The organism is Natronococcus sp. A-GB7, assembly GCF_029688865.1.
Classification (GTDB): domain Archaea; phylum Halobacteriota; class Halobacteria; order Halobacteriales; family Natrialbaceae; genus Natronococcus.
In genome coordinates this window covers 54,064-78,617 of record NZ_JARUKV010000003.1, presented here as the reverse complement: position 1 = coordinate 78,617, position 24,554 = coordinate 54,064, and the positions used below count along the sequence as shown (strand labels likewise).

Here is a 24,554-nt window from a genome sequence, read left to right as displayed (position 1 = left end):
GTCTACCGGACAGTACGCTTACATTGTTTTTTTGCACCGTCCTGTTCCACGAACGCGCTCGTCGGTGGCGCTATTCGAGCGCCGAACGCCGGATCGATCCGCCGAGGGTCGATCCGAACCGTTCGTGAGCAGATTCAGTCACTCGAATTGAACTGCGTGGCTTTCGAAGACACCGTATGGTCGGATACAAGTCGAAGGTCGCCGAGCAGATCCACCTCCCCTCGAGAGCGAAACGCGAGCGCGCCCTCGAGGCGGCCGGCTACAACGTTTTCAACCTCCCCGCGGAGGACGTCTTCGTCGATCTGCTCACCGACAGCGGGACGGGCGCGATGAGCGACGAGCAGTGGGCGGCGCTGTTCCGGGGCGACGAGGCCTACGCGGGCTCGCGCAGCTTCGGCGAACTCGAGGACGCCGTCGCCGACGTGATGGGCTTTTCGCACGTCGTCCCGGCCCACCAGGGACGGGGCGCCGAGAACGTCCTCTACGGCACTCTCGTCGAGGAGGGTGACGTCGTCCCGAACAACACCCACTTCGACACCACGCGGGCCCACATCGCAAACCAGGGCGCCGACCCCGTCGACTGCCCGGTCGACGACGCCCGCGACCCCGACGCGGACGGCCCGTTCAAGGGCAACACCTCGCTCGAGCGCGCCCGTGCCGTCGCCGAGGAGTACGGCCCCGAGCGGGTCCCGGTCGTCGTCCAGACGATCACGAACAACTCCGCCGCGGGCCAGCCCGTCAGCGTCGAGAACACCCGAGCGGTTCGCGAGTTCGCCGACGAGATCGGTGCGACGTTCGTGATCGACGCCTGTCGGTTCGCCGAGAACGCCTACTTCGTCACCGAACGCGAGGACGAGTTCGCCGACGCCTCGGTCGCCGACGTCGCCCGCGAACAGCTCGGCCTGGCCGACGCCCTCGTGATGAGCGGAAAGAAAGACGGGCTCGCTAACGCGGGCGGGTTCGTCGCCACCGACAGCGACGCGATGTACGAGTCCTGCAAACAGCGTGCGATCCTCTACGAGGGGTTTCCGACCTACGGCGGGATGGCCGGCCGGGACATCGCGGCGATGGCCGTCGGCCTCCGGGAGGCCGTCGACGAGGCCTACGTCGCCGACCGGGTCGAACAGGTCCGGGAACTCGCCGACGCCCTCGAATCCGTCGGCGTGCCGATCTACACGCCCGCGGGTGGACACGCGGTCTACCTCGACGCCGGCGCCTTCCTTCCCCACCTCGAGCCCGCCGAGTTCCCCGGTCAGGCGCTGGTCTGCGAACTCTACCGCGAGGGCGGCGTCCGCGGGGTCGAACTGGGTAGCTTCGCGTTCCCCGACACCGACCGACCCGAACTGGTTCGGCTGGCGCTGCCCCGCAGGACCTACCACCGCGAGCACTTGGAGCACGTCGCAGAAACCGCCGCCGCGGTCCTCGAGCGACGCGAGGAGGTTTCGGGATTCGAGATCGCCGAGGAGCCCGAGATGGCCGAGATCCGCCACTTCACGGCGACGCTCGAGCCGATCGACTCCTCCTGAGCCGAGCGAACCGCGACGGTACTGCAAAAAAGCCGAGGACCGGAACCCGCGACTACCGCGAGACGGCGTCTCGAGCGCGGTCGCGGAACGTCGGCTCCGGCTCGGGTTCCCCGCCGAGCTTTCGTTTCGCGACCGAACGGACGCCCTGTCTGGCGGCCTCGGATTGGGCGGCGCTGGCCAGCCAGTCCGGAACCTGCGACTCGATCTCCTCGCGCTTTTCGGCCTTGAGCTGGCTGTACTTCCGGAGCGTGATACCGACGCCGAGGAAGAGGGCGGCGTCGATCAGCTCCCGCCGGAACCGGTTTCGGTCCTTGTAGACGACGATCGCCTTCGCGAGCGAGAGCAGCCCGATCGCGATGTACAGCTTCGAGCTCTTCGACGGGTCTCCGCTGAGCATCCGTTGGAGCGCCATGCGACGGATCGTACCACGCTCTCGGTGTTAAACTTCCGCCGGCACGAGACGGGCGACGCTCATTTGCCTCGGTCCGCCACGGCGACACCCCGGTGTCGACTCTCGTCGATCGGTTCGATCGCGAACCCGAGCGCCTCGTAGAACGGCCGGACGCCGTCGTCGAACCGCGCGGTAAGTCTACGTTCGCGCTCGAGCGCTCGCTCGACCAGCCGTCGACCGATCCCCTGCCCGCGGTGACGACGACGGACGCCGACGGCGGCGACGTGGGCGCCTCGCCCGCGGGGCTCGCAGACGAGCGCGCCGAGGATCCGCTCGCTCGATCCCTCGCCCCGTCGGTCGCCGGCGACGAAGACGTCTCCGCCGTCGATCCGCGCCTCGACGTCGCCCGGCTCGAGCATCGCGGCGTCCAGTATCCGCCGAACCTCGAGGGCGTCGTCGGGACCTGCGGTTCGAACGTGCATCGGTCGGTCGTAGGTCGCTGTCCGCCAACAGTCCGTCGGTCACGCTCTCGAGGAAAACGGTCCGCCGACCACATCCTCGACGAATCCGGACGTTTATCGATCGCGGGCTGGTCTGTCGGATCACGCGAGGAGAAACGATGGGGATCGAGAAGGACTTCAGTACCAAGCTCTCGGCGGGTGACATCACGATCGACCGCCGCGACATCGAGATGCTCGAGGCGATCGACCGACAGGGATCGTTACACGGCGCGGCCGAGGAACTCGGCCGTTCCTACGCCCGACTCCAGAACCGGGTCGTCGAACTCGAGGACGAACTCGGCGAACTCACCGAGCGAACACGGGGCGGCCGCGACGGCGGCGGCACCCGGCTGACGGAAACCGCCTACGAGCTCCGCCGACAGTTCGATCGCCACGAGAGCGAACTCGACGGCGTGGCCACCGCGACGGAATCCGTCTTTCGGGGTACCGTCGTCGAACGGACCGGCGAGCTCGCGACCGTCGAGACCGCCGTCGGTCCGGTTACGGCGCTGGTCCCGCCGGACGCGGGCGAGGTGCAGGTCGCGGTTCGGTCGGACGCCGTCGTCCTGACGGATCCGACCGAGACGCCCGAGCCCGACGGAACGAGCCTACGGAACCGATTTTCCGGGACGGTCGCAACGATCGACGACGGCGAGGCGATCGCCAGCGTCACGCTCTCGCTGGCCAACGGTGTCACCCTCGAGGCACTCGTGACCCGCTCGAGCCGCGAGCGACTGGGGCTCGAGTCGGGCCGGGATGTCGTCGCCTCGTTCAAGGCGACCGCAGCACGGGCGACGGGGCTCGAGTCGCCCGAGACCGAGAAGTAGCGACGCTCGAAGCCGGGAGTGGCGATACTCGAAGCCGGGAGTAGCGACGCGGGTCAGCCGCCCTTGATCAGTCGGAGGACGGTAACGCGCTCGCTCTCGACGGGCTGGTCCTCGGGGACCGGACGACCGTCGATCAGCACGCTCACCTCGTGGGGGCTGAGACCGACCGCCCGGAGCAGGTCCGCGTAGGTCGGCTCGGGGGCGTCGGTCGCCACCTCCCCGAGTTCGAGTTCGTGACTCCCCTCACCCTTGACGTCGACGGTGACGCGCATGGCGGTGCTTGCTCGAGCGTGGCCTTGAGCGCGTCGACTGCGAGTGTATCCGAGTTTCAGTCGCTCGCCGGCTCGTCGGGCCCGATCCGATCACGGTGCTCGGGCTCTCGAGTCCCCGGCGTTCGTCGGTGCGCGTACAGCCCCCAGGCCAGCGCGCCCAGACCGAGCAGGAGGATCACGAAGTTCAACAGCCCGCCGACGAACGGCACCTGCGCGAGGATCGCCCCGCCGATCATCCCGACGACCAGCGCGAGCCATCGGTTCTCGAGATCGGCGTACCCGAGCAGCCAGGCGGCGACGGCGAACCGCCCGTAGACGATCCCGATCCAGACGACGAGGGCGAACGCGAACCCGCCGACGATCGAGAACGGGATGCCGATTATCGTGATCGCCGCGGCGACGAGCAGGATCGGTACCCCGATCAGAACCCCGAAACCGACCGCGCCCGTTCGAACGGGATCGCGAGCGACCCGCTCCGCGACGCCGTCGGAAAACCGCGGGAACAGCGCGAGCAGCGCGGCGCCGAGCAGCAGGTTCAGCGCGAGGGTGTAGAGCGAGACCAGCCACGACGCCAGCGGCTGCAGCGTCGGCGCGATATCGAACCCGAGCGAGGGATCCTCGCTGATCGAGCCTGCGACCGCGTCGGTGTTACCCTGCAGGTCGCCGTTGTACCGCAGGTCGCCCGCGATCGCCGCGTCCTCACCCAGGGTGATCGTCTCGGCGCCGATCGCCGCGTCGCCCTCGAGTGTGCCGTCGACGACGACGTTACCCGCGCCAGCGGTAAACTCGCCGCCGACGGTTCCGTCCTCGCCGACCGCCACGTTACCCGCTCCGACGTCGACGTCGCCGCCGACGGCGCCGTCGATCGTTACGCTTCCCGACGCGGCCTCGAGGTCGCCCCCGACCTCGCCGCCGCTTTCGATCCGCACGTCGCCGGCCGCGGCCGAAACGTCGCCCGTCACCGTCCCCTCGACGACGACGGTGCCGGCGACGGCCTCGAGTTCGTCGATCGTCTCCCCTTCCCCGACGACAACGGTCCCGCCGACGGTCGACTCGGACTGCGCGGCGACCCCCGTCGGTAGCGTCCCCAGCAGGACGACGACGAGGAGGACGACCGCGAGTCGCTTTCGGACGGACGTTTCGAACGCCATAGCTTCCCTCTCGTCGTGTGAACTGAAAAACATGACACCCGCGTCCACGAACTCGAGAGGGTTCGGCGCGGAAATCCTCGAGTCCTCCGGCGGAACCGCACTGACGCCTCGAGGACGACCTTCGGGCGATTTATCTGGCGGCTCCCCCTCGTGGTGGGTATGAGCGAGGCCGACGCCGAGGCGGCGGAGCCGACTCCCGGCAAGACCGAGGTCTGGATCGAGAAGTATCGCCCGGAGCGGCTCGACGAGATCAAGGGTCACGAGAACATCGTCCCACGACTCCAGCGGTACGTCGAGCAGGACGACCTGCCGCACCTCATGTTCGCAGGACCAGCGGGTACGGGAAAAACTACCGCGGCACAGGCCATCGCCCGCGAGGTCTACGACGACGACTGGCGCGAGAACTTCCTCGAGCTGAACGCCTCCGACCAGCGCGGGATCGACGTCGTCCGGGATCGGATCAAGGACTTCGCGCGCTCCTCGTTCGGTGGGTACGATCACCGCATCATCTTCTTAGACGAGGCCGACGCGCTCACCTCCGACGCCCAGTCGGCGCTGCGACGGACGATGGAGCAGTTCTCGAGCAACACCCGCTTTATCCTCTCGTGTAACTACTCGAGCCAGATCATCGACCCCATCCAGTCTCGCTGTGCCGTCTTCCGGTTTACCGAACTCACCGAGGACGCCGTCGAAGCGCAGATCCGCGAGATCGCCGAAAACGAGGGGATCGAGGTCACCGACGACGGCGTCGACGCGCTCGTCTACGCAGCCGACGGCGATATGCGCAAGGCGATCAACGGGCTCCAGGCCGCGGCCGTGATGGGCGAGGTCGTCGACGAGGAGACCGTCTTCGCGATCACCTCCACCGCTCGGCCCGAGGAGGTCGAGGCGATGGTCGACCAGGCCATCGGCGGCGACTTCACGGCCGCCCGCGCGGCCCTCGAGGACCTGCTGACCGAGCGCGGGCTGGCGGGCGGGGACGTGATCGACCAGCTCCACCGCTCCGCGTGGCAGTTCGATATTCCCGAGAAGGCGACTGTTCGGCTGCTCGAGCGTCTCGGTGAGGTCGACTACCGGATCACGGAGGGCGCGAACGAACGACTCCAGCTCGAGGCGATGCTGGCGTCGCTGGCCCTCGAGAACGAGGACTGAACGCGACGTTCGGTATCGGTAGTCGGGACTGCGAGTTCGGTATCCTGTGTGAGTCGTAAAACGCCTGTTACGTTCAGGCGAACTACGTATCAGCTCGGTCTGATCATCCTTCTGCGGTGGCGCGCGCTGTCGACCGTCCGAACGCCAGTGAGGACGGTCAACGACACTGTGCGAGGGATGAGTGAGGGAGCAGCGCGACCGAGTGAATCGGCTGGGGAGGGCGTGGCAATCCCCTGTGTTCGCGCGAGCAGGACTGCTCTCGTCGTCACTCCCTCGAAAGCCCCTGGCCCGCTCGAGGGCTGCGACTCGCTGTGCTCCTCGGTCGCTACGCTCCCTGTGGTGCTTACGTCGCCTCGCTCCCCGAGCGGGCCAGCCCCTTTTATTCCCACCCACGGGTGGCTGGTCGATACTGCAGACCCAACGCCGGATGTTCCATTCATACGCTACTGGTATCGATCCGTTCGACGTAGCTTTCGCAGTTCGGGACGTACCGCTCGCCAGCCATGTCTCCCTCGACTGGCGGAATCGCCGTCCTCCTCGCCGTCGGCGCTGGCTGTCTCGCGCTCGCGCTGGCGTCGCTTCGATCCGGGAGCTGGACGCGACGGCTGTACGGCCTCGAGCCGGACGCCGACGCGGGCGCTCGAGCGAACGCCGCCGTCCTCGGGATCGTCGGCGTCGGACTGTTCGCGCTGGCCGGGGCGATCGTCCTCGAGCTCCCCCCGGAGGTGGTCGGAACCGCGACGCTCCTCGCGAGCGCACTGTTGTGTTTCATCCTCGGCTGGCTCGTCGCGGTTCGGGACCGACGGGAACTGCTGACGACACCCGACGTCGACCGGGAGACGGGCCGTCGGCTGGGGTTCGTCGCGATCGGCTGTGGCGTCCTGTTGCTCGCGTTCACTCCACTCGTCCGGCTCGAGGTCGACGACGCGGTCGTCGCCGCCGTCGCGCTGGCGAGTACGGTCGTCGTCCTGCTAGCGGTCGCGTTCGCGTACCGGTGACGGTCGATTGCGGGGAGGCGATCGAGACCCTCGAGCCCGAGACCGCCGTCGTTGGGCGATCTATCCCGAATAACGGTTGCGGAACTATTTTACCCGCTGCGGGGCCAACAACTGTGTAATGAGTGAACTGGAGGAGGAGTACCGCCTCGAGTACTTCGAGGAGGAAGGCTTCGAGCGCAAGGAGTGTCCCTCCTGTGGCGCACACTTCTGGACGCGCGACCACGAGCGAGAGACCTGCGGCGAGCCGCCCTGCGAGGAGTACGACTTCATCGGCAACCCCGGGTTCGACGAGGAGCACAGCTTGGAGGAGATGCGAGAGACGTTCCTCTCCTTCTTCGAGGGCCACGACCACGAGCGTATCGAGCCCTACCCCGTCGCGGCGAACCGCTGGCGCGACGACGTCTTGCTGACCCAGGCGTCGATCTACGACTTCCAGCCGCTCGTCACGAGCGGCGAGACGCCCCCGCCGGCGAACCCGCTGACGATCTCCCAGCCCTGCATTCGGATGCAGGACATCGACAACGTCGGGAAGACGGGCCGACACACGATGGCCTTCGAGATGATGGCCCACCACGCCTTCAACGCCCGGGAGGACCTCGAGGACCCCGACCAGTACGCCTACCAGGGCGAGGTCTACTGGAAGGACCGCACCGTCGAGCTCTGCGACGAGTTCTTCGACTCGATGGGCGTCGACCTCGAGGAGGTCATCTACATCGAGGATCCGTGGGTCGGTGGCGGTAACGCCGGCCCCGCGATCGAGGTTATCTTCAAGGGCGTCGAGCTCGCGACGCTCGTTTTCATGTGTATGGAGCAGGATCCCGACGGGGAGTTCGAGATGAAAGACGGGAACCGCTACTCCTACATGGACACCTACATCGTCGACACGGGGTACGGCCTCGAGCGCTGGGCCTGGGTGTCCCAGGGGACGCCGACCGTCTACGAGGCGATCTACCCCGACATGATCGAGTTCCTGAAGAACAACGCCGAGCTCGATCACTCCGACGACGAGAGCGAGCTCGTCCACCGCGCCGCCAAGCTGGCGGGTCACATGGACATCGACGAGGCCGAGGATATGGAGAGCGCTCGCGGGGAGATCGCGGACGAACTCGGCGTCGACGCCGGCGAGCTCGCCGAGCTGATGGAACCGCTCGAGGACATCTACGCGATCGCCGACCACTGTCGCACCCTCGCGTACATGCTCGGCGACGGGATCGTCCCCTCGAACGTCGGAACGGGCTACCTCGCGCGGATGGTGCTCCGACGCACGAAGCGGCTCTGTGATAACGTCGGCGTCGACGCGCCGCTGGACGAGCTCGTCGACATGCAGGCCGAACGGCTGGAGTACGAGAACCGCGACACCATCCGCGACATCGTCCGCACCGAAGTCGAGAAGTACCGCGAGACCCTCGAGCGCGGCGGTCGACGGGTCGAAGCACTCGCGACGGAGTACGCCAAGAAGGGCGAACCGATCCCGACCGAGGAGCTGATCGAACTCTACGACTCCCACGGGATTCAGCCCGACATGGTCGAGGAGATCGCCGCCGAGGCCGGCGCCGACGTCGCCGTCCCCGACGACTTCTACAGCCTCGTCGCCCAGCGCCACGACACCGTCGAGGCGCTCGAGGAGGCGACCGGCGAGACCGACTCCCGGTTCGAGGACCTCCCCGAGACGGAGAAGCTGTACTACGACGACCAGCAACGCACCGAGTTCGAGGCGGTCGTCCTGGACGTCTTCGAGCGCGAGGACGGCTACGACGTCGTCCTCGACCAGACAATGTTCTACCCCGAGGGCGGTGGTCAGCCCGCCGACACCGGGACGCTCTCGACCGACGACGCCACCGTCGAAGTCGAGGACGTCCAGATCGAGGACGGCGTGATCCTCCACCGGACCGACGCCCACCCGGGCAAGGGCGAGTTCGTGAAGGGGTATCTCGACGTCGACCGACGCCGGCAGCTGATGCGCCACCATACGGCGACCCACATCGTCATCCACGCCGCTCGCCAGGTGCTCGGCGAGCACGTCCGTCAGGCCGGCGCCCAGAAGGGCGTCGACTCCTCGCGGATCGACCTGCGCCACTACGACCGGATCTCCCGCGAGGACGTCAAGGCGATCGAACGGACGGCAAACGAGATCGTGATGGACAACGCCCCGGTGAGCCAGGAGTGGCCCGACCGCCACGACGCCGAGAGTGAGCACGGGTTCGACCTCTATCAGGGCGGGATCCCGCCGGGCGAGCAGATCCGGCTGATCCACGTCGACGAAGACGTCCAGGCCTGCGGGGGGACCCACGTCGCCCGCACCGGCGAGATCGGCACGATCAAGATCCGCTCGAGCGAGCGGGTCCAGGACGGGGTCGAGCGACTCACGTTCGCCGCCGGCGAGGCCGCCATCGAGGCGACCCAGGAGACCGAAGACGCCCTCTACGCGGCCGCCGAGGTCCTCGACGTCTCTCCCGGGGAGGTACCGGACACCGCCGAACGGTTCTTCGAGGAGTGGAAGGCCCGCGGCAAGGAGCTCGAGGACCTGAAAGAACAGCTCGCGGCGGCCCGCGCGGGCGGCGCCGGAAGCGAGGAGATCGAGGTCGGCGACACCGCGGCGGTCGTCGATCGCATCGACGCCGACATGGACGAACTGCGAGCGACCGCGACCGCGATCAGCGACGAGGGCAAGATCGCGATTCTGGGTAGCGGCGAGAGCGGTGCCCAGTTCGTCGTCGCCGTTCCCGACGGCGTCGGCGTCAACGCCGGCGAGGTCGTCGGCGAGCTCGCCGCGAAGGTCGGCGGCGGCGGGGGCGGTCCACCGGACTTCGCCCAGGGTGGCGGTCCGAACGTCGACGACCTGGACGACGCACTCGAGGACGCCCCCGACGTCGTTCGACAGATCCTCGACGCCTGATCGGCGCGGAATCGGCGGCCGTGGGGTACTCTACCTCCGTCAGGGACTCTACAACTCGGTGGAAGACGCCCGAACGGCCAAGAAGCAACTGGTCGAACTCGAGCGGGTCGGATTCGCGGAGGTATCGGTCAGGGCGGCGATCGGTCGCTAGGAAGACGGAACGGGGATCGGACCCTACGAGTTTACGATCCGATTCCATGAGGACGGATTCGCCGTCAGGGTGCTCGAAGGCGATGCCGGAACGATCATGACGACCGACAGTATGGATCTGAACGCGTTCGAAGACGCCGCCACCGCCGTCCGACAGCTGCTCGCAGACGCGTCGTTCGGCGGCGAGTGAAGACGCTGTTTCGGTAAGCTACTCAATAGCTAGTTCCCCCCGACGTGGATCTATCGATCGGTTGATTCGTCGACAGTCACTCGGGACACGAAGCTGGTTTGCTGCATCCACACTCTATATTGAGCACGGCTTTGTTTGCAGGGATTTGGTAGCTTCGTCGGTCGCTGCTGCATACAGCGCGCGAATCGGTCACCATCTGCCTCTTATCTGGTTGATGCAGATTCGTCACCAGTTAACGCCATGTGACTGCATCCCACAATAAGGGAGGAAGCAACCTATGGCAGAAACACTATCAACAGATCACGAGTGGATTACCCGTTCTCTCAACGGTTTGAAACACAAAAATACGAACGAGAAGGAGATACTTCGAGCAGCGTGGTCGATCAGGGGCGGGATCCGAGGTGAACGGACGTGACGCTCGACATCGCGATGCTCGGATATGGAGTTATGGGTCGCGCCCATACGAACGCGCTCTCCCGGCTGCCAATCGTCTTTCCGGAGATGCCCACGGTCAATCGGCACACACTCATCGGTCGCACCGAGCAGGCACTCTTTGAGACGGCGGATCAGTTAGGATTTGAGAATACGGCGACCACCTGGGAAGGCGTCATCGACGAGGTGGATGTCTTCTACAATCTCGGCCCGAACGCCGTCCATGCCGACCCCTCGATCGCGGCGCTTGAGGCCGATATCCCAGTCCTCTGTGAGAAACCGCTGGCCCATACCGTGGCGGATGCGGAACGGATGGCCGAGGCCGCCCGTGCATCCGACGCAATCGCGGGGCTGCGTACGTGTTTCGATTCGTGCCCGCGATCCAGTATGCGAAAGCGTTGATCGACGACGGTGCGATCGGTGAGATTCGCCACGTGCGAGGGGAGTACCTCCAAGACTGGCTCGTCGATCCTGAGGCCCCGTGGACGTGGCGCAACTCCGCCGAGCTATCCGGGACAGGCGCACTCGGTGATCTGGGTGCGCATACGATTGATCTGGCGCGGTTCCTGGTGGGTGAGCGAGTCGGAGATATTGTCAGCGTTAGCGGACAACTCCGAACGTTCGTCGATGAGCGACCCGTCCCAGCCGAGGAAGGGCAGGCCACTGAACGTCGCGAGGTTGATGTGGATGATGCGTTTGTCGCCCATGTAACGTTCGAAAATGGGGCAAGCGGGCGATTCGAGGCGTCGCGCGTCGTTCCGGGACACGATAACGATCACACGATCACGATCCACGGATCGAAGGGAAGCATTCGCTTCTCGAGTGAGCGACTGAACGAACTCGAGTACCGAGCTTCAGACGATCGTGGCTACCAGACGATCCCTATGGTTGAATTCTCAGATCCATACAATGATCGGTGGTTCCCGTTGACGTACTTGGGCTTGGAACATCTCTTTGTCCACGAAAACTACGAGTTCCTTACTTCTGTGACCAAAAGCGAAGCGTTCGAGCCAAGCTTCGAGAGCGGATTGGCCGTGCAACGTGTGCTCGATGCGATCGAGCGGAGCGATGAAACTGGTGAACGGGTAACTGTCGAGTGACTGCCTGATGCAGTTTTTAATTTGTTGTACACTCCTGAGAAACGTATGAAGAACGAATCCTCTGAAGTCAGCACGCAGATTGTGATAATGTAGATATGGGTTGTTCAGTTGGTGCTGCACACGTCCCTTTTTCTCGTCGGGTTCGCTTGCGTTGCTCGCTCACCGCTCTCTGCTCACGGGCGCGAAGCGCCCGTTCGCATGGTCAGTGGGACCGCCGGTCCCACTCGACTCCAAAAATCTACGCTAAAAAGCCGCTCGCTCCCGATGGTCGCTCGCGGGTGCTGCGCTTGTGGCGCTACCGCAGTGAAACCGCCTCCGCCTGTACACACCGCTCGTCGGGTAGTCGAAGGTGGGTATCGGAGCTTCTATGGCTCCTCGAGACGCTATCGGGGGTTACTCCGCGAGCCCGCAGTAGTCGATCGCAGACGTCGCGATGGTCTGTGCCGTCTCGACCAGCGACGTGAGTGTCGTGTACTCGTCGACGCCGTGGAGGTTCGGCCCGTAGGGGCCCGCCGTGACGACTGGGACATCGTAGTAGCGCTGGTAGAAGCGCTCGTCGAGCGCGGCGTTGCCGCCGACGAACGTGCCGTCCTCGCCGGTGATCGACTCGGCGTTTCGTTTCGCGATTTCGACGATTTCGGCATCGCGGGGAACCTCGTGAGGTGCGGCGTTCCAGCCCGTCCACTCCACCGCCGGCGGATTCTCGGCGAGCCACTCGTCCCCGTCGGCGACGTCGGCGATCGCCCCCTCGATCGCCTCGCGAACCTCGGCGCGACTCTCCCCGGGCGGCCACCCCACGCGTCCCTTCAGGGTTACCTCCGCGGGGACCGAGGCGGGCCAGTCCCCACCCTCGACGACGCCCAGGTTGATGTTCGTCACGTGGCCCTCGAGGTCGGGATCGGCACCGTAGGCCGGCGGGAAGTCGATCCTGGCCTGCCGTTCGTCGTTCAGCCCCTCGAGGGTCCCGCGGACGAGACAGGCCTTGTCGAAGGCGTTGACGCCCTGGTGACCCCACGCCGCGTGGGCCTTCTTGCCCGGAACCGTCACGTCGAAGAACATCACTCCGGCGCTGGCGATGCCGACGTTCGGCAGGCCGAAGGGTTCGGGGACGATCGCCGCGTCGGGAACGTACCCCTGCTCGAGGACCGAGAGCAGGCCGCCGACGCCGCCCGCCTCCTCCTCGATCGTGCTCTGGACGTAGAGGTCGCCGGCCAGCTCGATCCCCTCCGCTTGCAGGGTGTCGACGGCGACGAGCATCGCGGCGAGCCCACCCTTCATATCGGAGACGCCGCGGCCGTACAGTTCGTCACCCTCGCGCCGGAGCGTCCAGGGATCGGACTCCCAGGCGGATTCGGGGTCGGCGGGGACGACGTCGATGTGCCCGGAGAGCGCGAGAGTTGGCCCGTTACCGGAACCCGCAACGGTCGCCACCGCGTTCTCCCGACCCTCGTAGCCGTGCTCGTCGTACGACGACGTGTGGAAGAACCCGGGGTGGCCCTCGAGGTCCTCGACGCTCGGCTTCCAGGTGTCGACCTCGAGCCCGAGGTCGTCGAACGCCTCGCACATTACGTCCTGTCCACGCGGTTCGTACCCTGTTACCGACTTCGCGGCAACGAGGTCCTCGAGCAGTTCCAGCAGGTCGTCCTCTCGATCCGCGATCGCGTCCTCGACTCGACCCCTCCTCGTTCGTTCGTCCATACGAGACAGTTGGTGAGCCGAACGATATAGGTACGGACGATTCGACTGCCAGATCCTGAATTGTTACTTACACATATTCAGCAATAGCGTCGAGATATGCGATCAGTAACGGTCTTCCGGATAATATAATGAATTCAATGATTTCCCGGATCGCGCTCCTGAAATCCAAAACTATTATGTACTCTTGATTCATGGTCTCCGTTATCATGGACCGTCGAACGTTTGTCCAGACAACGGGTGCAGTTGGGGCCGTGGGATTGACCGGGCTTGCTGGGTGTCTCGGTGAGGACGACAACGGGGACGACGGCGACTTCCCCTCGGAGTCGCTTACGTGGATGATCCCCTGGGGAGAGGGAGGCGGAACGGACACGTACGCACGCCAGATGGCACCGCTGATGGAGGAGCCGCTCGACCAGTCGATCGAGATCGACAACCGGGAGGGTGCAGGCAGCATGCTCGGAAGCGAGTGGCTCACCCAGCAGGATCCCGACGGATACACGTTCGGGACCGTCAACCCGCCGGGATGGTCGTTCACCTGGCGGGCCCAGGAGGTCGACGGCTGGCATCCCGACGACCTCGAGCCGATCGCTCACTCCGGCGTCTTCGGGTACACGCTCATCGTAAACGACGACGCGGCCGAGGAGGCCGGTATCGACGACTTCGGGTCGCTCCGGGACGCGTACGCCGACGGCGAGATCAGCGGCTTCGGCTACCAGGGTGCCGGCAGTGACAGCCATCTGTCGACGCTGCTGCTTCGCGAAGAGTACGACCTCGACTACGACAGCGCCGTCCCCTACGACGGGGGCGGTCCCACGATGGAGGCGGTGATCGGCGGCGAGGTGGCGGCCGGGTTCGCGACGAACACGTCCGCCGTCGCCGCCGAGGAGTCGGGCGAGGCGACCGCCATCGTCAATCTGATGGATATCGACCTCGATCACGTCTTCCCCGACATCGATCCGATCACGGACTACGGCGACAGCCTGGCCTGGATCACGGAGTTCTACCAGGTACAGGTCGCGCCGCCAGAGACGCCCGAGGAGGAACGCGAGGTCCTCATGGATGCGATCCAGGAGGCGACCGAGGCCGAGGACACCCAGGAGTGGGAGGAAGAGACCGGGAACATCGTCGAGTTCGGAGATATGGACGACGCGGCGGATCAGTACGTCGGCAGCGTCGACGAGATCGAATCGCAGGTCGACGACACCATCGGCGGCTTCGACGAGTTCCAGCAGATGGTCGAAGAGGAAGAGGACGAAGAGGAGTAATCTTCGGAACCAGAACACCGAAGCTGATTCCGACTCGAAACGCCGACTGCGTTGCTTCCAAGCTACGGAAAAAAGAGAGATGTCAAAGAACAAATCTATCGCTGCCGGAACTACTCGCGGATCTCGAAGCCGACGTCGTATCGGGACCGGCGCCGACCGGAACGCGATCCAAGCCCACGCCGTCAACCGTGACCAGCCATGGAACAGGACGACACCGTAGGCTCGATCGCAGACCGCGCTCGAGCACCCCTCGAGACGGTGCTGGGCGAGCGACCGACGATGGAACACGTCCTGCTGGTGTTGTTTCTCGTCGTCGGGGTCTACATGTATCAGGGCGCCTCCGAGTTCGCGCCGGACGCCCAGACGTTCCCGCGACTCATGGCCGGCGGAACGGCCGTTCTCGCCTTCCTCCTGCTCGCTCGCAACCACCTGACCGTCGTCGCCCCGCTGGTCGGCGCCGGGCTTGGTGCGTACCTCGCGTACGACGGCGCTACCACGTTCCTCGCCGACGGTGGCGGGCTGGTATCGCTCGTCGCAGGTGTTGGACTGCTGGTCGCGGTCGTCGGCTTCCGCGAGCGGTTCGGCGAGGCCGTCGAGTCCTTCGTCGCCGAGCCGATGCAGGTGATGGGCGACAAGGAGACGACGGAGGCACCGACGGCTGACGAAACCGAACGCGAGGAACCGCCGGCCGACGAGGCCGACCCGGAAGCAGCGGCCGATCAGACCTCGAGCGACGAGGAGAGCGAGTCGGCCGCGATGTACGTCTACGAGATTGACGACCCGAAGGGGCCGGTCGTCACCGGCTTGCTCTGTGTTGGCTACATGCTGCTGACCTTCACGATCGGGATGCTGTACGCGACCCCGATCTTCGTCATCGCCTGGACGCTCTGGGTTCGGATGAACGTCATCAGGGCCGTCGCGCTCACCGTCCTCAGCTTCGTCACCGCCTACCTGTTCTACGACCTCATCCAGGACGACATCGCCGAGGGATGGCTCACCGGTTGGGAACTTCCGGCACCGGACGACCTGCTCGGACTGTGGATCCACGCCGGTGACCTGCTCCAGTGGGGCGTGATGCTCGGATGACCGTCGAATCGTTCTTCGGTGCGGTTGAGGCACTGTTGACCGCCGAGACGATGTTCTGGCTGCTCGCCGGCGTCATCGTCGGGATCATCGTCGGGGGGCTCCCCGGACTCGGACCGCCGCTGGGGATGGCGATCATCCTGCCGCTAACCTTACCGCTCGATCCCGCCAACGCGATCATCCTGCTGGTCGGCGTCTACAGCGGGTCGATGTACGGCGGTTCGATCGCCGCGATCCTGATCAACACCCCGGGGGTGTCGTCATCGGCGGCGACGATGTTCGACGGCTATCCGATGTCACAACAGGGGCGGGCAGCGACAGCACTTGCCATCTCGGCGACCGCCTCCGCGTTCGCCGGCCTCTTTACGATCACGGCGCTGATCCTGTTCTCGCCCGCGCTGATCGAGATGGTGCTGGCGGTCGGGACGCCCGAGCGGTTCCTCGTCGCGATCCTCGGGCTGGCGATGATCACCGTCGTCACGCGGGGGTCGTTCGCCAAGGGGATCCTCGCCGGCGTGGCTGGACTGCTGGTTACGACCGTCGGCATCGCGCCGATGTCGCTCGACCAGCGCTACAGCGAGACGATGTACCTCTACGACGGCATCGACTTCGTCGCCGTCCTGATCGGGCTGTTCGCGATCGCGGAGATGATGAAACTCGCCGGCCAGGAGGGCGGCATCGCGAAAGGCGAGGTCACGATCGACCGGGCCGGCGTCACCGAGGGGATCACGTCGACGCTCAAACACCCGATCACGGTGTTCAAGTCCGCGAACATCGGGATGATCGTCGGCGCGATCCCCGGCGCAGGCGCGACGGTGTCGAACTTCGTCGCCTACTCCGAGGCGGTCCGGTCCTCGAACGATCCCGACTCCTTCGGCTCGGGCAACGAGGTCGGTGTCATCGCCTCCGAAGCGTCGAACAACGGGACCGTCGCGGGGTCGCTCGTACCCGCCATCTCGTTCGGTATTCCGGGGAGTTCGTCGACGGCCGTCCTCATCGGCGGCCTGCTCATGCACGATCTCCGCCCGGGGCCGAGCATGTTCGACCCCAGCGGCGAGCTGACGCTCACGTACACGATGTTGCTGGCGCTGCTGGTCGGCAACGTCGTCATCCTCATTTTCGGGCTGTCGGCGGTGACCCAGCTGGGATATCTGACAAAGATCGACACGGACTACATCATCCCGATGGTCGTCGTCCTCTCGTTCCTGGGGACCTACGCCCTCCGGATCAACCCGATCGACATCCTGACCGTGATCGTCTTCGGCGTGATCGGCTTCTACATGGTGCGGTACAACTACTCGGTGATCGCGTTCGTCCTCGGGGTGGTCCTCGGGGACATCGCCGAGGAGAACCTCTACACCGCCCTCCAGCTGTCGGACGGCTCCTACATGATCTTCGTCAACCCGCTCGAGTACGGTCGGTGGATCTCCCTCTTCCTCTCGATCCTGATCGCGGCGTTGCTGTTCGGCCCGTTCATCAAGCGCTGGTGGGAGGACTGGCAGTCGGCGTAACCGCTCTCCCGCCGTCGACCGACTCCGTGACCGCGTCGGGCCACCCGGTATTTTGAGGACTCGCTTCCTGTCCCGAGTATGAACTTCGCGACGGCGTGGGACGCGGAACTGCGAGCGTTCGCCGACGAACTCTGTGGGTTCGAGACGACGGCAGGGAACGAGGCGCCAGCCCAGCAGTGGATCGAAGGGACGCTCGAGTCTGCCGGCTTCGAAACCTACCGGTGGGAGGCCGACGCCGAGACGCTCGCCGACCATCCTTCGTTTCCCGACGATCCTACCGATATCGAGACGACCGACAGGCCGAGCGTCGGCGGCGTGCTCGAGTTCGGCGACCCCGACGCGGGACGGACGCTCGTGCTGAACGGCCACGTCGACGTGGTGCCGGCGGGCAGCGGCTGGGAGGGCGATCCGTTCGAGCCCCGGTGGACCGACGGCCGACTCACGGCTCGGGGCGCCGCGGACATGAAGTGCGGGCTGGCGGCCTGCGTGTTCGCGGCCCGACAGCTCGAGGCCTCGAGCCCCGAGATCGACGGCCGGCTCGTCGTCGAGAGCGTCGCCGGCGAGGAGGAAGGCGGGATCGGTGCGGCCGCCGCGGCCCTGGAGAACCCCTACCCGTTCGAACGCGACGCGGCGATCGTCGCCGAGCCGACCGACTGCCGACCGGTGGTCGCGACCGAGGGAAGCCTGATGAAACGACTCCGGCTCGAGGGCCGATCCGCCCACGCGGCGACGCGCTGGCGCGGCGAGTCGGTGCTGCCCGCGTTCGAGCGAATCCGACGGGCGCTCGAGGAACTCGAGACCGAACGCGGCGAACGCGTCACCCATCCGCTGTACGAGGAGTTTCCGATCCCATGGCCGGTCTGTGTCGGCTGTCTCGAGGCGGGACGCTGGGCCTCCTCGGTCGCCGACGAACTCGTCGCCGAGATCCGCATCGGCGTCGCGCCGGGCGAGACCGTCGACGAGGTCGAGCGGGAGTTCGACCGGCGGGTGGCAGAGGCCGTCGCCGAAACCGACGTCGACTGCGAGTTCGAGCGGTTCTCGATCCAGTTCGAACCCGCCGAGATCGAGCCCGACGAGCCGGTGGTCCGGGCGGTGCAGTCGGCGATGGCGGCCCAGGGGCTCGAGGCGACGGACCCGCAGGCCGGAACCTACGGTGCCGACAGCCGCCACTACGTCGAGGCCGGAATCCCGACGGTGTTGTTCGGTCCGGGGAACATCGAGCAGGCACACTTCCCCGAGGAGACGATCGCGTGGGACGACGTGCTCGTCGCGAGCGAGACGCTGGCAACGGCCGCCGAGTCGTACCTCGCAAACTGATCCTCGCGAACCGAAACCGACCTGGGCCGCGAACGCCACTCCTCGAGTATGCCCACCGCCTCGAACGACGGCGTCTCGCTGTACTACCACCGCGAGGGCGACGGTCCGACCGTCGTCTTCGTCCCCGAGGCCGGCCTCGGCGGCTGGTCGTGGGGGTGGCAACACGCCGCGCTGACCGGTCCCTACGAGACCATCGTCTGGGATCTTCGGGGGACCGGTCGATCGGACGTGCCGCCCGGACCGTACTCGATGGAAACGCTCGTCGCGGACCTCGAGGCGGTTCTCGGCGCCGTCGACGCCCGGAACGCCCACCTCGTCGGCGCGGGACTGGGCGGTGCGGTCGCGCTCACCGCAGCCCGCGAGTCGACGCGGGTCGAAACACTGTCGCTGCTCGGCACCGCCGCCCGCGCGTCGGCGTTCGACCTCGAGCCCCTGCTGGCCGATCCCGACGACCGCGCGGCCCTTCGGACCTCGCTCGAGTCGGGCCTCTCCGCCGACTTCCGCGAGTCCCAGCCCGACGTCGTCGACGGCATCGTCGACTGGCGAGCCGACGGCGACGCCACGAGGCAGGGGTGGGAGGCACAGCTCGCCGCCCTCGAGGAGTTCGACGCCCGTGACTGGCTCGTCGAGGTGACTCAACCCGCTCGCGTTTTCCACGGAACCGCCGACGAACTCGTCTCGCCCGATGCGGGCCGCGAGCTCGCGGCCGGGCTCCCTCGTGGGGAGTTCGTCCCGCTCGAGGACGCGGGCCACCTCGTCGGGATCGAGCGCTCGCGGACGGTCAACGATCGGCTGCTGGGCTTTCTCGAGGAGCGCTCGGACGGCGACCGCTGAACGATCGACTCCGGCTTGCGATTGTCTCCCCGTGCTACTACGGCGCTGGCCGCCGAAGATACCGGCGTGACTCTCTCGCTGGCCCGTCGCGCCGAGCGCTTCCCGGACCGGACGGCGATCGTCGACGCTGCCGAAGACCGCCTCCACGCGCCGGCCGACACCGTCGACGAGGACCGCGTCAGCTACGCGGAGCTGGCCCGTATCGCGGGTCGCCTCGCCGGCGCGCTCGAGCAACGGGGCGTCGACTCCGGCGACACCGTCTGTCTCGTCACCCGAAACCGGGTGGCGTCGCTGGCGCTCGTCTTCGCGTGTCGTCGGCTCGGAGCGACGCTCGCTCCGGTTTCACACCGGCTGACGCCCGCGACGGTGACCCGTCCGTTCGAGACGCTCGAGCCCGCGATCGTCGTCGCCGAGGCGGCCCAGCGCGACCTCGTGCGCTCGATTCCCCACGACCGAACCGCCACACTCGAGGAGCTCGCGGAAACCGACGTGTCCGCCGTCGACGCCGGAACGGAGCGATCCGACGACGCACCGTTGCTCGCGGTCCACGGCGAATCGGGCGAGTCGGTGGCCACCCTTTCGTCGGAGACCGTCGAGTGGAACTGTATCGACGCCGTCCTCGAGTGGAACCTCTCCCGGGAGGACTCGGGATTCGTTCTCGATCCGCTCTCGACGGTCGACGGACTGTTCCGAACCGCGCTCCCCGTGCTGTACGTCGGCGGGCAGCTCCTGCTCGATCGGGCGTTCGATCCCGGCGACACGCTGACGGCGATCGAGGAGAGCGGGGTGACGGTCGTCTCCGGTCGACGGGCGCCGATCCGCGAACTCACGATCGACGAGAACGCCGACGCGCTCGCGGGCCTCGAGCGCGCGATCTGCGATCACGCCGTCGACGAGGCGCCCGTCGAGACGCTGCTCGAGTACGGCGTCACGGTCTCGCGAGCCTACGGCGTGCCCGCGTGTCCCACGGCGGCGACTCGGACGGTGTCGGGGCCGACGGACGGCGACGTGATCGGGAGGCCGGTCCTCGACTGCGACGCGCGGCTGGTCGACGACGAGGAGGTCGTCCTCGAGGAAGAGGCGACGGGACGGTTGCAGCTTTCGGGCCCGGTTGTCGCCGACGGGTACGCAACATCTGCCGACGACCGCGACGACGGCGAGGTGGAGTCGGGGTTCGTCGACGGCTGGTTCGACACCGGAGAGCGGTTCCATCGGAGCGACGACGGCAGCTACCGCCGGCCGTGAGGACGTCGAGGGCTCGCGACGATCCGATTTCACAGCGATTCGAGGTGCCGGCAACGTCCGGCCGTAGCAGAAGGCATTTTTCCTCCGAGCGGCCAGGGAGTGGTGATGGGTCAGCTACGCATCGCCGTCCTGAACGCGGCTCACGAGGACGCGAACACGACGCGAAACTTCCGACGCGAACTCGACGCCTCGCTGGCGGAGTTCGATATCACGCAGGGGGAACTGCCCGAGACGTATGCCTTCGACGGCGCCGTCGTCACGGGGTCACGAACGTCCGTCTACTGGGACGAGGACTGGATCACCGCCACCAAGGAGTGGGTCGACGAGGCGGTCGCTCGAGACGTGCCGTTTCTCGGTATCTGTTGGGGCCACCAGCTGCTCGCGGACGTCCTGGGTGGGACCGTCGAGGACATGGGTGCCTACGAGGTCGGCTACAGCGGGATCGAACACTCCGGGGAGTCGCGGCTGTTCGAGGGGATCTCGAGCGAGTTCACCGCCTTCACGAGCCACGCCGACGAGGTCTCGGCGCTGCCCGACGGCGCCGAACCCCTCGCCGAGAACGAGTACTCCAACCACGGCTTCCGAAAGGACCGGGTCTTCGGCGTCCAGTTCCACCCCGAGTACGACCAGCGGACGGCCCGAGAACTCGTCCACCGCAAGGAGCTGTCCGACGAACGGCGCGACTCGGTGCTCGCCGAGATCACCGACGAGAACTACCAGCAGGCCTGTGAGGCGAAGCTCGTCTTCGAGAACTTCCTCGAGTACGTCGCCGAACTGCAGTCGACCGAGGCCACCTCGAGCGGAGCAACGTCGACGAGGGCCGGATCCTCGGACTGATCGCTACAGACAGAACTGATACCGCCGCAGCCGATCGCCGAGCGCAGCACCCTCGGCTCCCGATTTTTCGAGCCGCCGAATCGAATCGATCCCGAGACGACCGCGAGCGAGTAGCGGTAGCGAAACTACGTTCGGGCACACCATCGCGACCTCAGACCGAAAATCGGCAGTCGGCTACTCCGCCGCGACCTCGAGTCCGGCCTTCTCCTGTGCGTCGATCGCCTCGACGAGCAGTTCGGCGACGTCGACGACCTCGATGTCGTCCTCGAAGCCGCCGGTCTTGCGGCCGTCCTCGTACATCGTCATACACATCGGACAGGCGACGACGAACTTCTCGACACTCGAGCCGGCGTCGGTGTCCTCGAGGGCTTCTCGAAGCCGTTCCTCGCTGGGTTTGGGTTCCTCCTCGAAGTCCATCCAGAGCCCGCCGCCACCGCCGCCACAGCAGAAGGAATCGTCGCGGTTGCGGGGCATCTCGTCGAGTTCGCAGCCCGTCGCCTTGATGATCTCGCGGGGGGCCTCGTACTCGTCGTTGTACCGACCGAGGTGGCAGGGGTCGTGGTAGGTGACCGTGTAGTCGAGCTCCGTACCCGATAGGTCGAGCTTGCCCTCCTCGACGAGTTCCTCGACGGCCTGGGTCCAGTGGTAGACGTCTATCTCGCCGTCTGCGTTCCACTGCTCCTCGTAGTCGAAGGGCATCATCGGGTCGTCGGCGAACTCCTCGAAGTCGACCTCCGGGTACTCGTTTTTGAACGTGTTGTACGAATGGGGGTCGGTACAGACGATTTTGTCGAACTCGCAGTCCTCCCAGGTTTCGACGTGGTGGCCGGCGAGTTCGATGTAGAGGAACTCCTCGCCGACGCGGCGGATGTCGTTACCGTCGTACTTCTCGTCGTCGAAGAGGATGCCGAAGCTGACGTCAGCCTCCTGGAGAATGGCCGCCAGCGAGCGGGCGACCTTCTTGTTGCGGTCGTCGTAGCTGGGGTAGTCGCCGACGTACCAGAGGTAGTCGACCTCCTCTTCGCGGGCGTCGGTGACGTCGAACTCGAGGTCGTCGGCCCACTCTCCACGAGAGCGGGGGCTGTCGCCGAAGGTGTTGCCGTCCTGCATGACGTTCTGGAAGACGTCCTGCATGCTGGGGGCGATGTCGCCCTGGTCGGTCATCTGGCGGTTGAGCCGGGTGAACGACTGGAGGTGTTCGATTTCGACCGGGCAGGCGTCCATACAGGCCATACAGGCCATACAGGACTCCATCGTCTCGGTGTCGATCACGCTCGTGCCGCCGTCGGCGATGATCGGTTGCTCCTCACCTCCCTCGGCGCGCTGTTCGCGGTACTTTTTGAGATCGAGGATGACGTTGCGCGGGTCGAGCGGGCGGTCGGAGGCCTTCGCCGGGCAAACCGACGAACAGCGTCCACACTTGGTACAGGCGTCCTGGTCGAGCATCTCCTTCCAGGTGAAGTCCTCGATCGACTCGGCGTTGGTCGCGTCCAGATCGGCGGGAACGTTCGGCAGACGCTTGCCGGCCTTCTCGTCGCGGGTGACGACGTTCGCAAAGGACGAAAGCATGTGGAACGGCTTGGCGTAGGGAATCCACGCGATGAAGAAGAACGCGATCAGCGAGTGGGACCACCAGGCGAGCCAGTGGAAGGTCTCGGCGTTGAAGCCGAGAACGCCGAGTGCGGTGTAGTTCGGATCCGTGGCAGTTCCTTCGACGACGGGAAGTCCGATCGTCTGGAACAGCAAGGCGAGCCCCCAGCCGACGAAGCTGACGATTTCGTGATCTGGCATCCCCGTCGCGTAGATACGCAGTCCCTCCAGCAGGAAGCCGCCGACGCCCAGCGCGAACAGCGTCCAGATGAAGATGTCGTCCTCGCTGCTCGTGTGACGATCCCAGAGGCGTTCGTTACGGACCCAGTAGCGCCGATACATCGCCATCCCGATCCCGACGACGAACAGTAGTCCCATCGCGTCGACCATGAACTGGTAGGCGAGGTAGAAGTCGCCGACCCAGAACGAGCCCTGGAACGGTTCCCAGAAGTAGCCGTCGACGAAGAGGATCGTCGTCGCGATTAGTAAGGTGAGAAACCCCCACATGATGAAGGCGTGCATCAGCCCGCCGTAGAGGTCTCTGTCGAACTGTTTCTCGTTCGAGAGTACGATCTTGGTACTCGAGACGATCCGGCTGCCGAGATCGTCGAGGCGGGCGAACGGGTCGTCGTCGCCGGCCGTGTACCGCGTAAATCGTCTGTACACTCCGTAGAGGAAGACGAGGATCGTGACGGTCGCCAGGAGATAGAACAGCGCGTACTCCGTGCTGCTGAGCCCCCAGTACGTCTCCCTCGTCACCTCCGTCTGCGCGAGGACGTTCATGTTCAATTAGGCGGGGAGCCGTGACTTAATTCTTGTCACGAGATTGTCCCACGTACCCCTCCGTCGTCTTGCGTAAATTGACTAGATATTTTGAGTTTCTGCGAACTACCGGTCGCCGACCCGTTCTGCCAACAGGCTTATATAGCCGCCCCCCGCGAGTGTCCACTCATGAACGAGAAAACCGAAGAACTCCGCGACATCTTCACCGACGTTACCGACGGCGAGGAGACCGTCACGGAGGCCCAGGAGGACGACCGGGGCTCCCTCGAGAAGGACGAACGCACGGACCGGGAGCGCCTCGAGAGCGTCGTCACGCAGATGAACGAGCGCTACGGGCTCGAGGGCCCGTTCTCGACCGACGACTACCTCCGCGTCGCGGAGGGGTTCTACGAGGACCGCTCCGACGCGGAGCTGGCCGAGGAGCTCGGCGTCGACGAGGACGACGTCTTCGAGGCCCGGCTGTCGCTGCACCTGATCGACGAGAGCGACGCCGACGAGGTCGACCTCGCCGCGATCCGCGAGCGCGAGGAGGACGACGCCGCACTCGCCGAGGAGTACGACGTCAGCGAGGAGCGCATCGGCCGCTACCGCCGGGTCGCCGCGGCCAGGGACGAGTCCCGGGCGGCCAACGACCGTTACCGCGACGAGTTCGACAGCGTTCTCGCCGACGCCGACCTCTCCGAACGCATGGCGACCGACGTCCGCGAGGACGGCCTCGAGGACGCGACCGAGGGGATGGAGACCGACGTCGACTTCTAGCGGGACGAATCCGTCGCGACGGAGGCGAAGTTTTTGTACGAGGGCGC

19 protein-coding genes and 1 pseudogene are annotated in these 24,554 nt (G+C 66.0%); 14 read left to right on the top strand and 6 right to left on the bottom strand.

Features of this window, described 5'->3' with window-relative positions; all coding sequences use genetic code 11:
- Positions 1-176 precede the first annotated feature (176 nt).
- Positions 177-1,526, top strand: a complete 1,350-nt coding sequence (locus QA609_RS03770; RefSeq protein WP_278301249.1) for a tryptophanase — start codon at positions 177-179, stop codon at positions 1,524-1,526.
- A gap of 52 nt (positions 1,527-1,578) precedes the next feature.
- Here QA609_RS03770 and QA609_RS03765 read toward each other — a convergent pair whose 3' ends face one another.
- Together QA609_RS03765 and QA609_RS03760 are read right to left on the bottom strand one after the other, a co-directional pair.
- Positions 1,579-1,938 (bottom strand): hypothetical protein, encoded by a 360-nt coding sequence (locus QA609_RS03765; RefSeq protein ID WP_278301248.1) that lies wholly within the window; start codon positions 1,936-1,938, stop codon positions 1,579-1,581.
- Positions 1,939-1,997: 59 nt separating this feature from the next.
- Positions 1,998-2,399 carry a GNAT family N-acetyltransferase gene (locus QA609_RS03760; protein WP_278301247.1) on the bottom strand — a complete coding sequence of 134 codons (402 nt, stop codon included), beginning with the start codon at positions 2,397-2,399 and terminating at the stop codon, positions 1,998-2,000.
- Between the two features lie 137 nt (positions 2,400-2,536).
- Here QA609_RS03760 and QA609_RS03755 point away from each other — a divergent pair, with 137 nt between their 5' ends.
- On the top strand, positions 2,537-3,244 hold the full coding sequence (locus QA609_RS03755; RefSeq protein WP_278301246.1) for a TOBE domain-containing protein: 708 nt from the start codon (positions 2,537-2,539) through the stop codon (positions 3,242-3,244).
- 53 nt (positions 3,245-3,297) lie between these two features.
- Here QA609_RS03755 and QA609_RS03750 read toward each other — a convergent pair whose 3' ends face one another.
- Both QA609_RS03750 and QA609_RS03745 read right to left on the bottom strand, forming a co-directional pair.
- On the bottom strand, positions 3,298-3,516 hold the full coding sequence (locus tag QA609_RS03750; protein WP_278301245.1) for a ubiquitin-like small modifier protein 2: 219 nt from the start codon (positions 3,514-3,516) through the stop codon (positions 3,298-3,300).
- 56 nt (positions 3,517-3,572) lie between these two features.
- The gene (locus QA609_RS03745; RefSeq protein WP_278301244.1) at positions 3,573-4,667 is read right to left on the bottom strand and encodes a polymer-forming cytoskeletal protein; all 1,095 of its coding nucleotides are present in this window, start codon (positions 4,665-4,667) and stop codon (positions 3,573-3,575) included.
- A 159-nt stretch (positions 4,668-4,826) separates the two neighbouring features.
- Between QA609_RS03745 and QA609_RS03740 the strand changes: the two genes are divergently transcribed.
- The 4 genes and pseudogenes from QA609_RS03740 (at position 4,827) to QA609_RS03725 (ending at position 11,585) form a co-directional block, all read left to right on the top strand.
- Entirely contained in the window at positions 4,827-5,819 is a 993-nt protein-coding gene (locus QA609_RS03740; protein WP_278301243.1) for a replication factor C small subunit, read from the top strand.
- Positions 5,820-6,322: 503 nt separating this feature from the next.
- Positions 6,323-6,817, top strand: a complete 495-nt coding sequence (locus QA609_RS03735) for a hypothetical protein (protein WP_278301242.1) — start codon at positions 6,323-6,325, stop codon at positions 6,815-6,817.
- A 118-nt stretch (positions 6,818-6,935) separates the two neighbouring features.
- Complete coding sequence (gene alaS / locus QA609_RS03730) at positions 6,936-9,713, top strand: alanine--tRNA ligase (protein ID WP_278301241.1); 2,778 nt, start codon at positions 6,936-6,938, stop codon at positions 9,711-9,713.
- A gap of 751 nt (positions 9,714-10,464) precedes the next feature.
- Positions 10,465-11,585: pseudogene (locus QA609_RS03725) on the top strand (Gfo/Idh/MocA family oxidoreductase).
- Between the two features lie 393 nt (positions 11,586-11,978).
- Here QA609_RS03725 and QA609_RS03720 read toward each other — a convergent pair.
- Entirely contained in the window at positions 11,979-13,283 is a 1,305-nt protein-coding gene (locus QA609_RS03720) for an ArgE/DapE family deacylase (protein WP_278301240.1), read from the bottom strand.
- Between the two features lie 206 nt (positions 13,284-13,489).
- Between QA609_RS03720 and QA609_RS03715 the strand changes: the two genes are divergently transcribed.
- From QA609_RS03715 to QA609_RS03685, 7 genes are all read left to right on the top strand, one after another.
- On the top strand, positions 13,490-14,548 hold the full coding sequence (locus QA609_RS03715; protein WP_278301239.1) for a tripartite tricarboxylate transporter substrate-binding protein: 1,059 nt from the start codon (positions 13,490-13,492) through the stop codon (positions 14,546-14,548).
- 198 nt (positions 14,549-14,746) lie between these two features.
- The gene (locus QA609_RS03710; RefSeq protein WP_278301238.1) at positions 14,747-15,634 is read left to right on the top strand and encodes a hypothetical protein; all 888 of its coding nucleotides are present in this window, start codon (positions 14,747-14,749) and stop codon (positions 15,632-15,634) included.
- Positions 15,631-17,142: a tripartite tricarboxylate transporter permease gene (locus tag QA609_RS03705; protein ID WP_278301237.1), complete on the top strand. Its 1,512-nt coding sequence runs from the start codon at positions 15,631-15,633 to the stop codon at positions 17,140-17,142. The genes QA609_RS03710 and QA609_RS03705 overlap by 4 nt, the downstream gene beginning before the upstream one ends.
- A 78-nt stretch (positions 17,143-17,220) precedes the next feature.
- Positions 17,221-18,459, top strand: coding sequence for an ArgE/DapE family deacylase (locus tag QA609_RS03700; RefSeq protein WP_278301236.1), 1,239 nt, complete (start codon positions 17,221-17,223; stop codon positions 18,457-18,459).
- 48 nt (positions 18,460-18,507) lie between these two features.
- A complete protein-coding gene (locus QA609_RS03695) occupies positions 18,508-19,293 on the top strand; it encodes an alpha/beta hydrolase (RefSeq protein WP_278301235.1) in 786 nt (261 codons plus the stop codon).
- A gap of 66 nt (positions 19,294-19,359) precedes the next feature.
- A complete protein-coding gene (locus QA609_RS03690; RefSeq protein WP_278301234.1) occupies positions 19,360-20,538 on the top strand; it encodes an AMP-binding protein in 1,179 nt (392 codons plus the stop codon).
- Between the two features lie 105 nt (positions 20,539-20,643).
- Positions 20,644-21,375 (top strand): type 1 glutamine amidotransferase, encoded by a 732-nt coding sequence (locus QA609_RS03685; protein ID WP_278301233.1) that lies wholly within the window; start codon positions 20,644-20,646, stop codon positions 21,373-21,375.
- Between the two features lie 174 nt (positions 21,376-21,549).
- Here the strand turns inward: QA609_RS03685 and QA609_RS03680 are convergent, their stop codons facing one another.
- A complete protein-coding gene (locus QA609_RS03680) occupies positions 21,550-23,748 on the bottom strand; it encodes a (Fe-S)-binding protein (RefSeq protein ID WP_278301232.1) in 2,199 nt (732 codons plus the stop codon).
- 168 nt (positions 23,749-23,916) lie between these two features.
- Here QA609_RS03680 and QA609_RS03675 point away from each other — a divergent pair, with 168 nt between their 5' ends.
- Positions 23,917-24,507: a conditioned medium-induced protein 4 gene (locus tag QA609_RS03675; RefSeq protein WP_278301231.1), complete on the top strand. Its 591-nt coding sequence runs from the start codon at positions 23,917-23,919 to the stop codon at positions 24,505-24,507.
- Positions 24,508-24,554 lie beyond the last annotated feature (47 nt).

Coding starts and splice junctions, on each gene's coding strand:
- QA609_RS03700 (WP_278301236.1), top strand. CDS start 17,221: ATGAACTTCGCGACGGCGTGGGACGCGGAACTGCGAGCGTTCGCCGAC.
- QA609_RS03705 (WP_278301237.1), top strand. CDS start 15,631: ATGACCGTCGAATCGTTCTTCGGTGCGGTTGAGGCACTGTTGACCGCC.
- QA609_RS03720 (WP_278301240.1), bottom strand. CDS start 13,283: ATGGACGAACGAACGAGGAGGGGTCGAGTCGAGGACGCGATCGCGGAT.
- QA609_RS03735 (WP_278301242.1), top strand. CDS start 6,323: ATGTCTCCCTCGACTGGCGGAATCGCCGTCCTCCTCGCCGTCGGCGCT.
- QA609_RS03770 (WP_278301249.1), top strand. CDS start 177: ATGGTCGGATACAAGTCGAAGGTCGCCGAGCAGATCCACCTCCCCTCG.
- QA609_RS03750 (WP_278301245.1), bottom strand. CDS start 3,516: ATGCGCGTCACCGTCGACGTCAAGGGTGAGGGGAGTCACGAACTCGAA.
- QA609_RS03695 (WP_278301235.1), top strand. CDS start 18,508: ATGCCCACCGCCTCGAACGACGGCGTCTCGCTGTACTACCACCGCGAG.
- QA609_RS03680 (WP_278301232.1), bottom strand. CDS start 23,748: ATGAACGTCCTCGCGCAGACGGAGGTGACGAGGGAGACGTACTGGGGG.
- QA609_RS03755 (WP_278301246.1), top strand. CDS start 2,537: ATGGGGATCGAGAAGGACTTCAGTACCAAGCTCTCGGCGGGTGACATC.
- QA609_RS03710 (WP_278301238.1), top strand. CDS start 14,747: ATGGAACAGGACGACACCGTAGGCTCGATCGCAGACCGCGCTCGAGCA.
- QA609_RS03745 (WP_278301244.1), bottom strand. CDS start 4,667: ATGGCGTTCGAAACGTCCGTCCGAAAGCGACTCGCGGTCGTCCTCCTC.
- QA609_RS03765 (WP_278301248.1), bottom strand. CDS start 1,938: ATGGCGCTCCAACGGATGCTCAGCGGAGACCCGTCGAAGAGCTCGAAG.
- QA609_RS03675 (WP_278301231.1), top strand. CDS start 23,917: ATGAACGAGAAAACCGAAGAACTCCGCGACATCTTCACCGACGTTACC.
- alaS (WP_278301241.1), top strand. CDS start 6,936: ATGAGTGAACTGGAGGAGGAGTACCGCCTCGAGTACTTCGAGGAGGAA.
- QA609_RS03685 (WP_278301233.1), top strand. CDS start 20,644: ATGGGTCAGCTACGCATCGCCGTCCTGAACGCGGCTCACGAGGACGCG.
- QA609_RS03760 (WP_278301247.1), bottom strand. CDS start 2,399: ATGCACGTTCGAACCGCAGGTCCCGACGACGCCCTCGAGGTTCGGCGG.
- QA609_RS03740 (WP_278301243.1), top strand. CDS start 4,827: ATGAGCGAGGCCGACGCCGAGGCGGCGGAGCCGACTCCCGGCAAGACC.
- QA609_RS03715 (WP_278301239.1), top strand. CDS start 13,490: ATGGACCGTCGAACGTTTGTCCAGACAACGGGTGCAGTTGGGGCCGTG.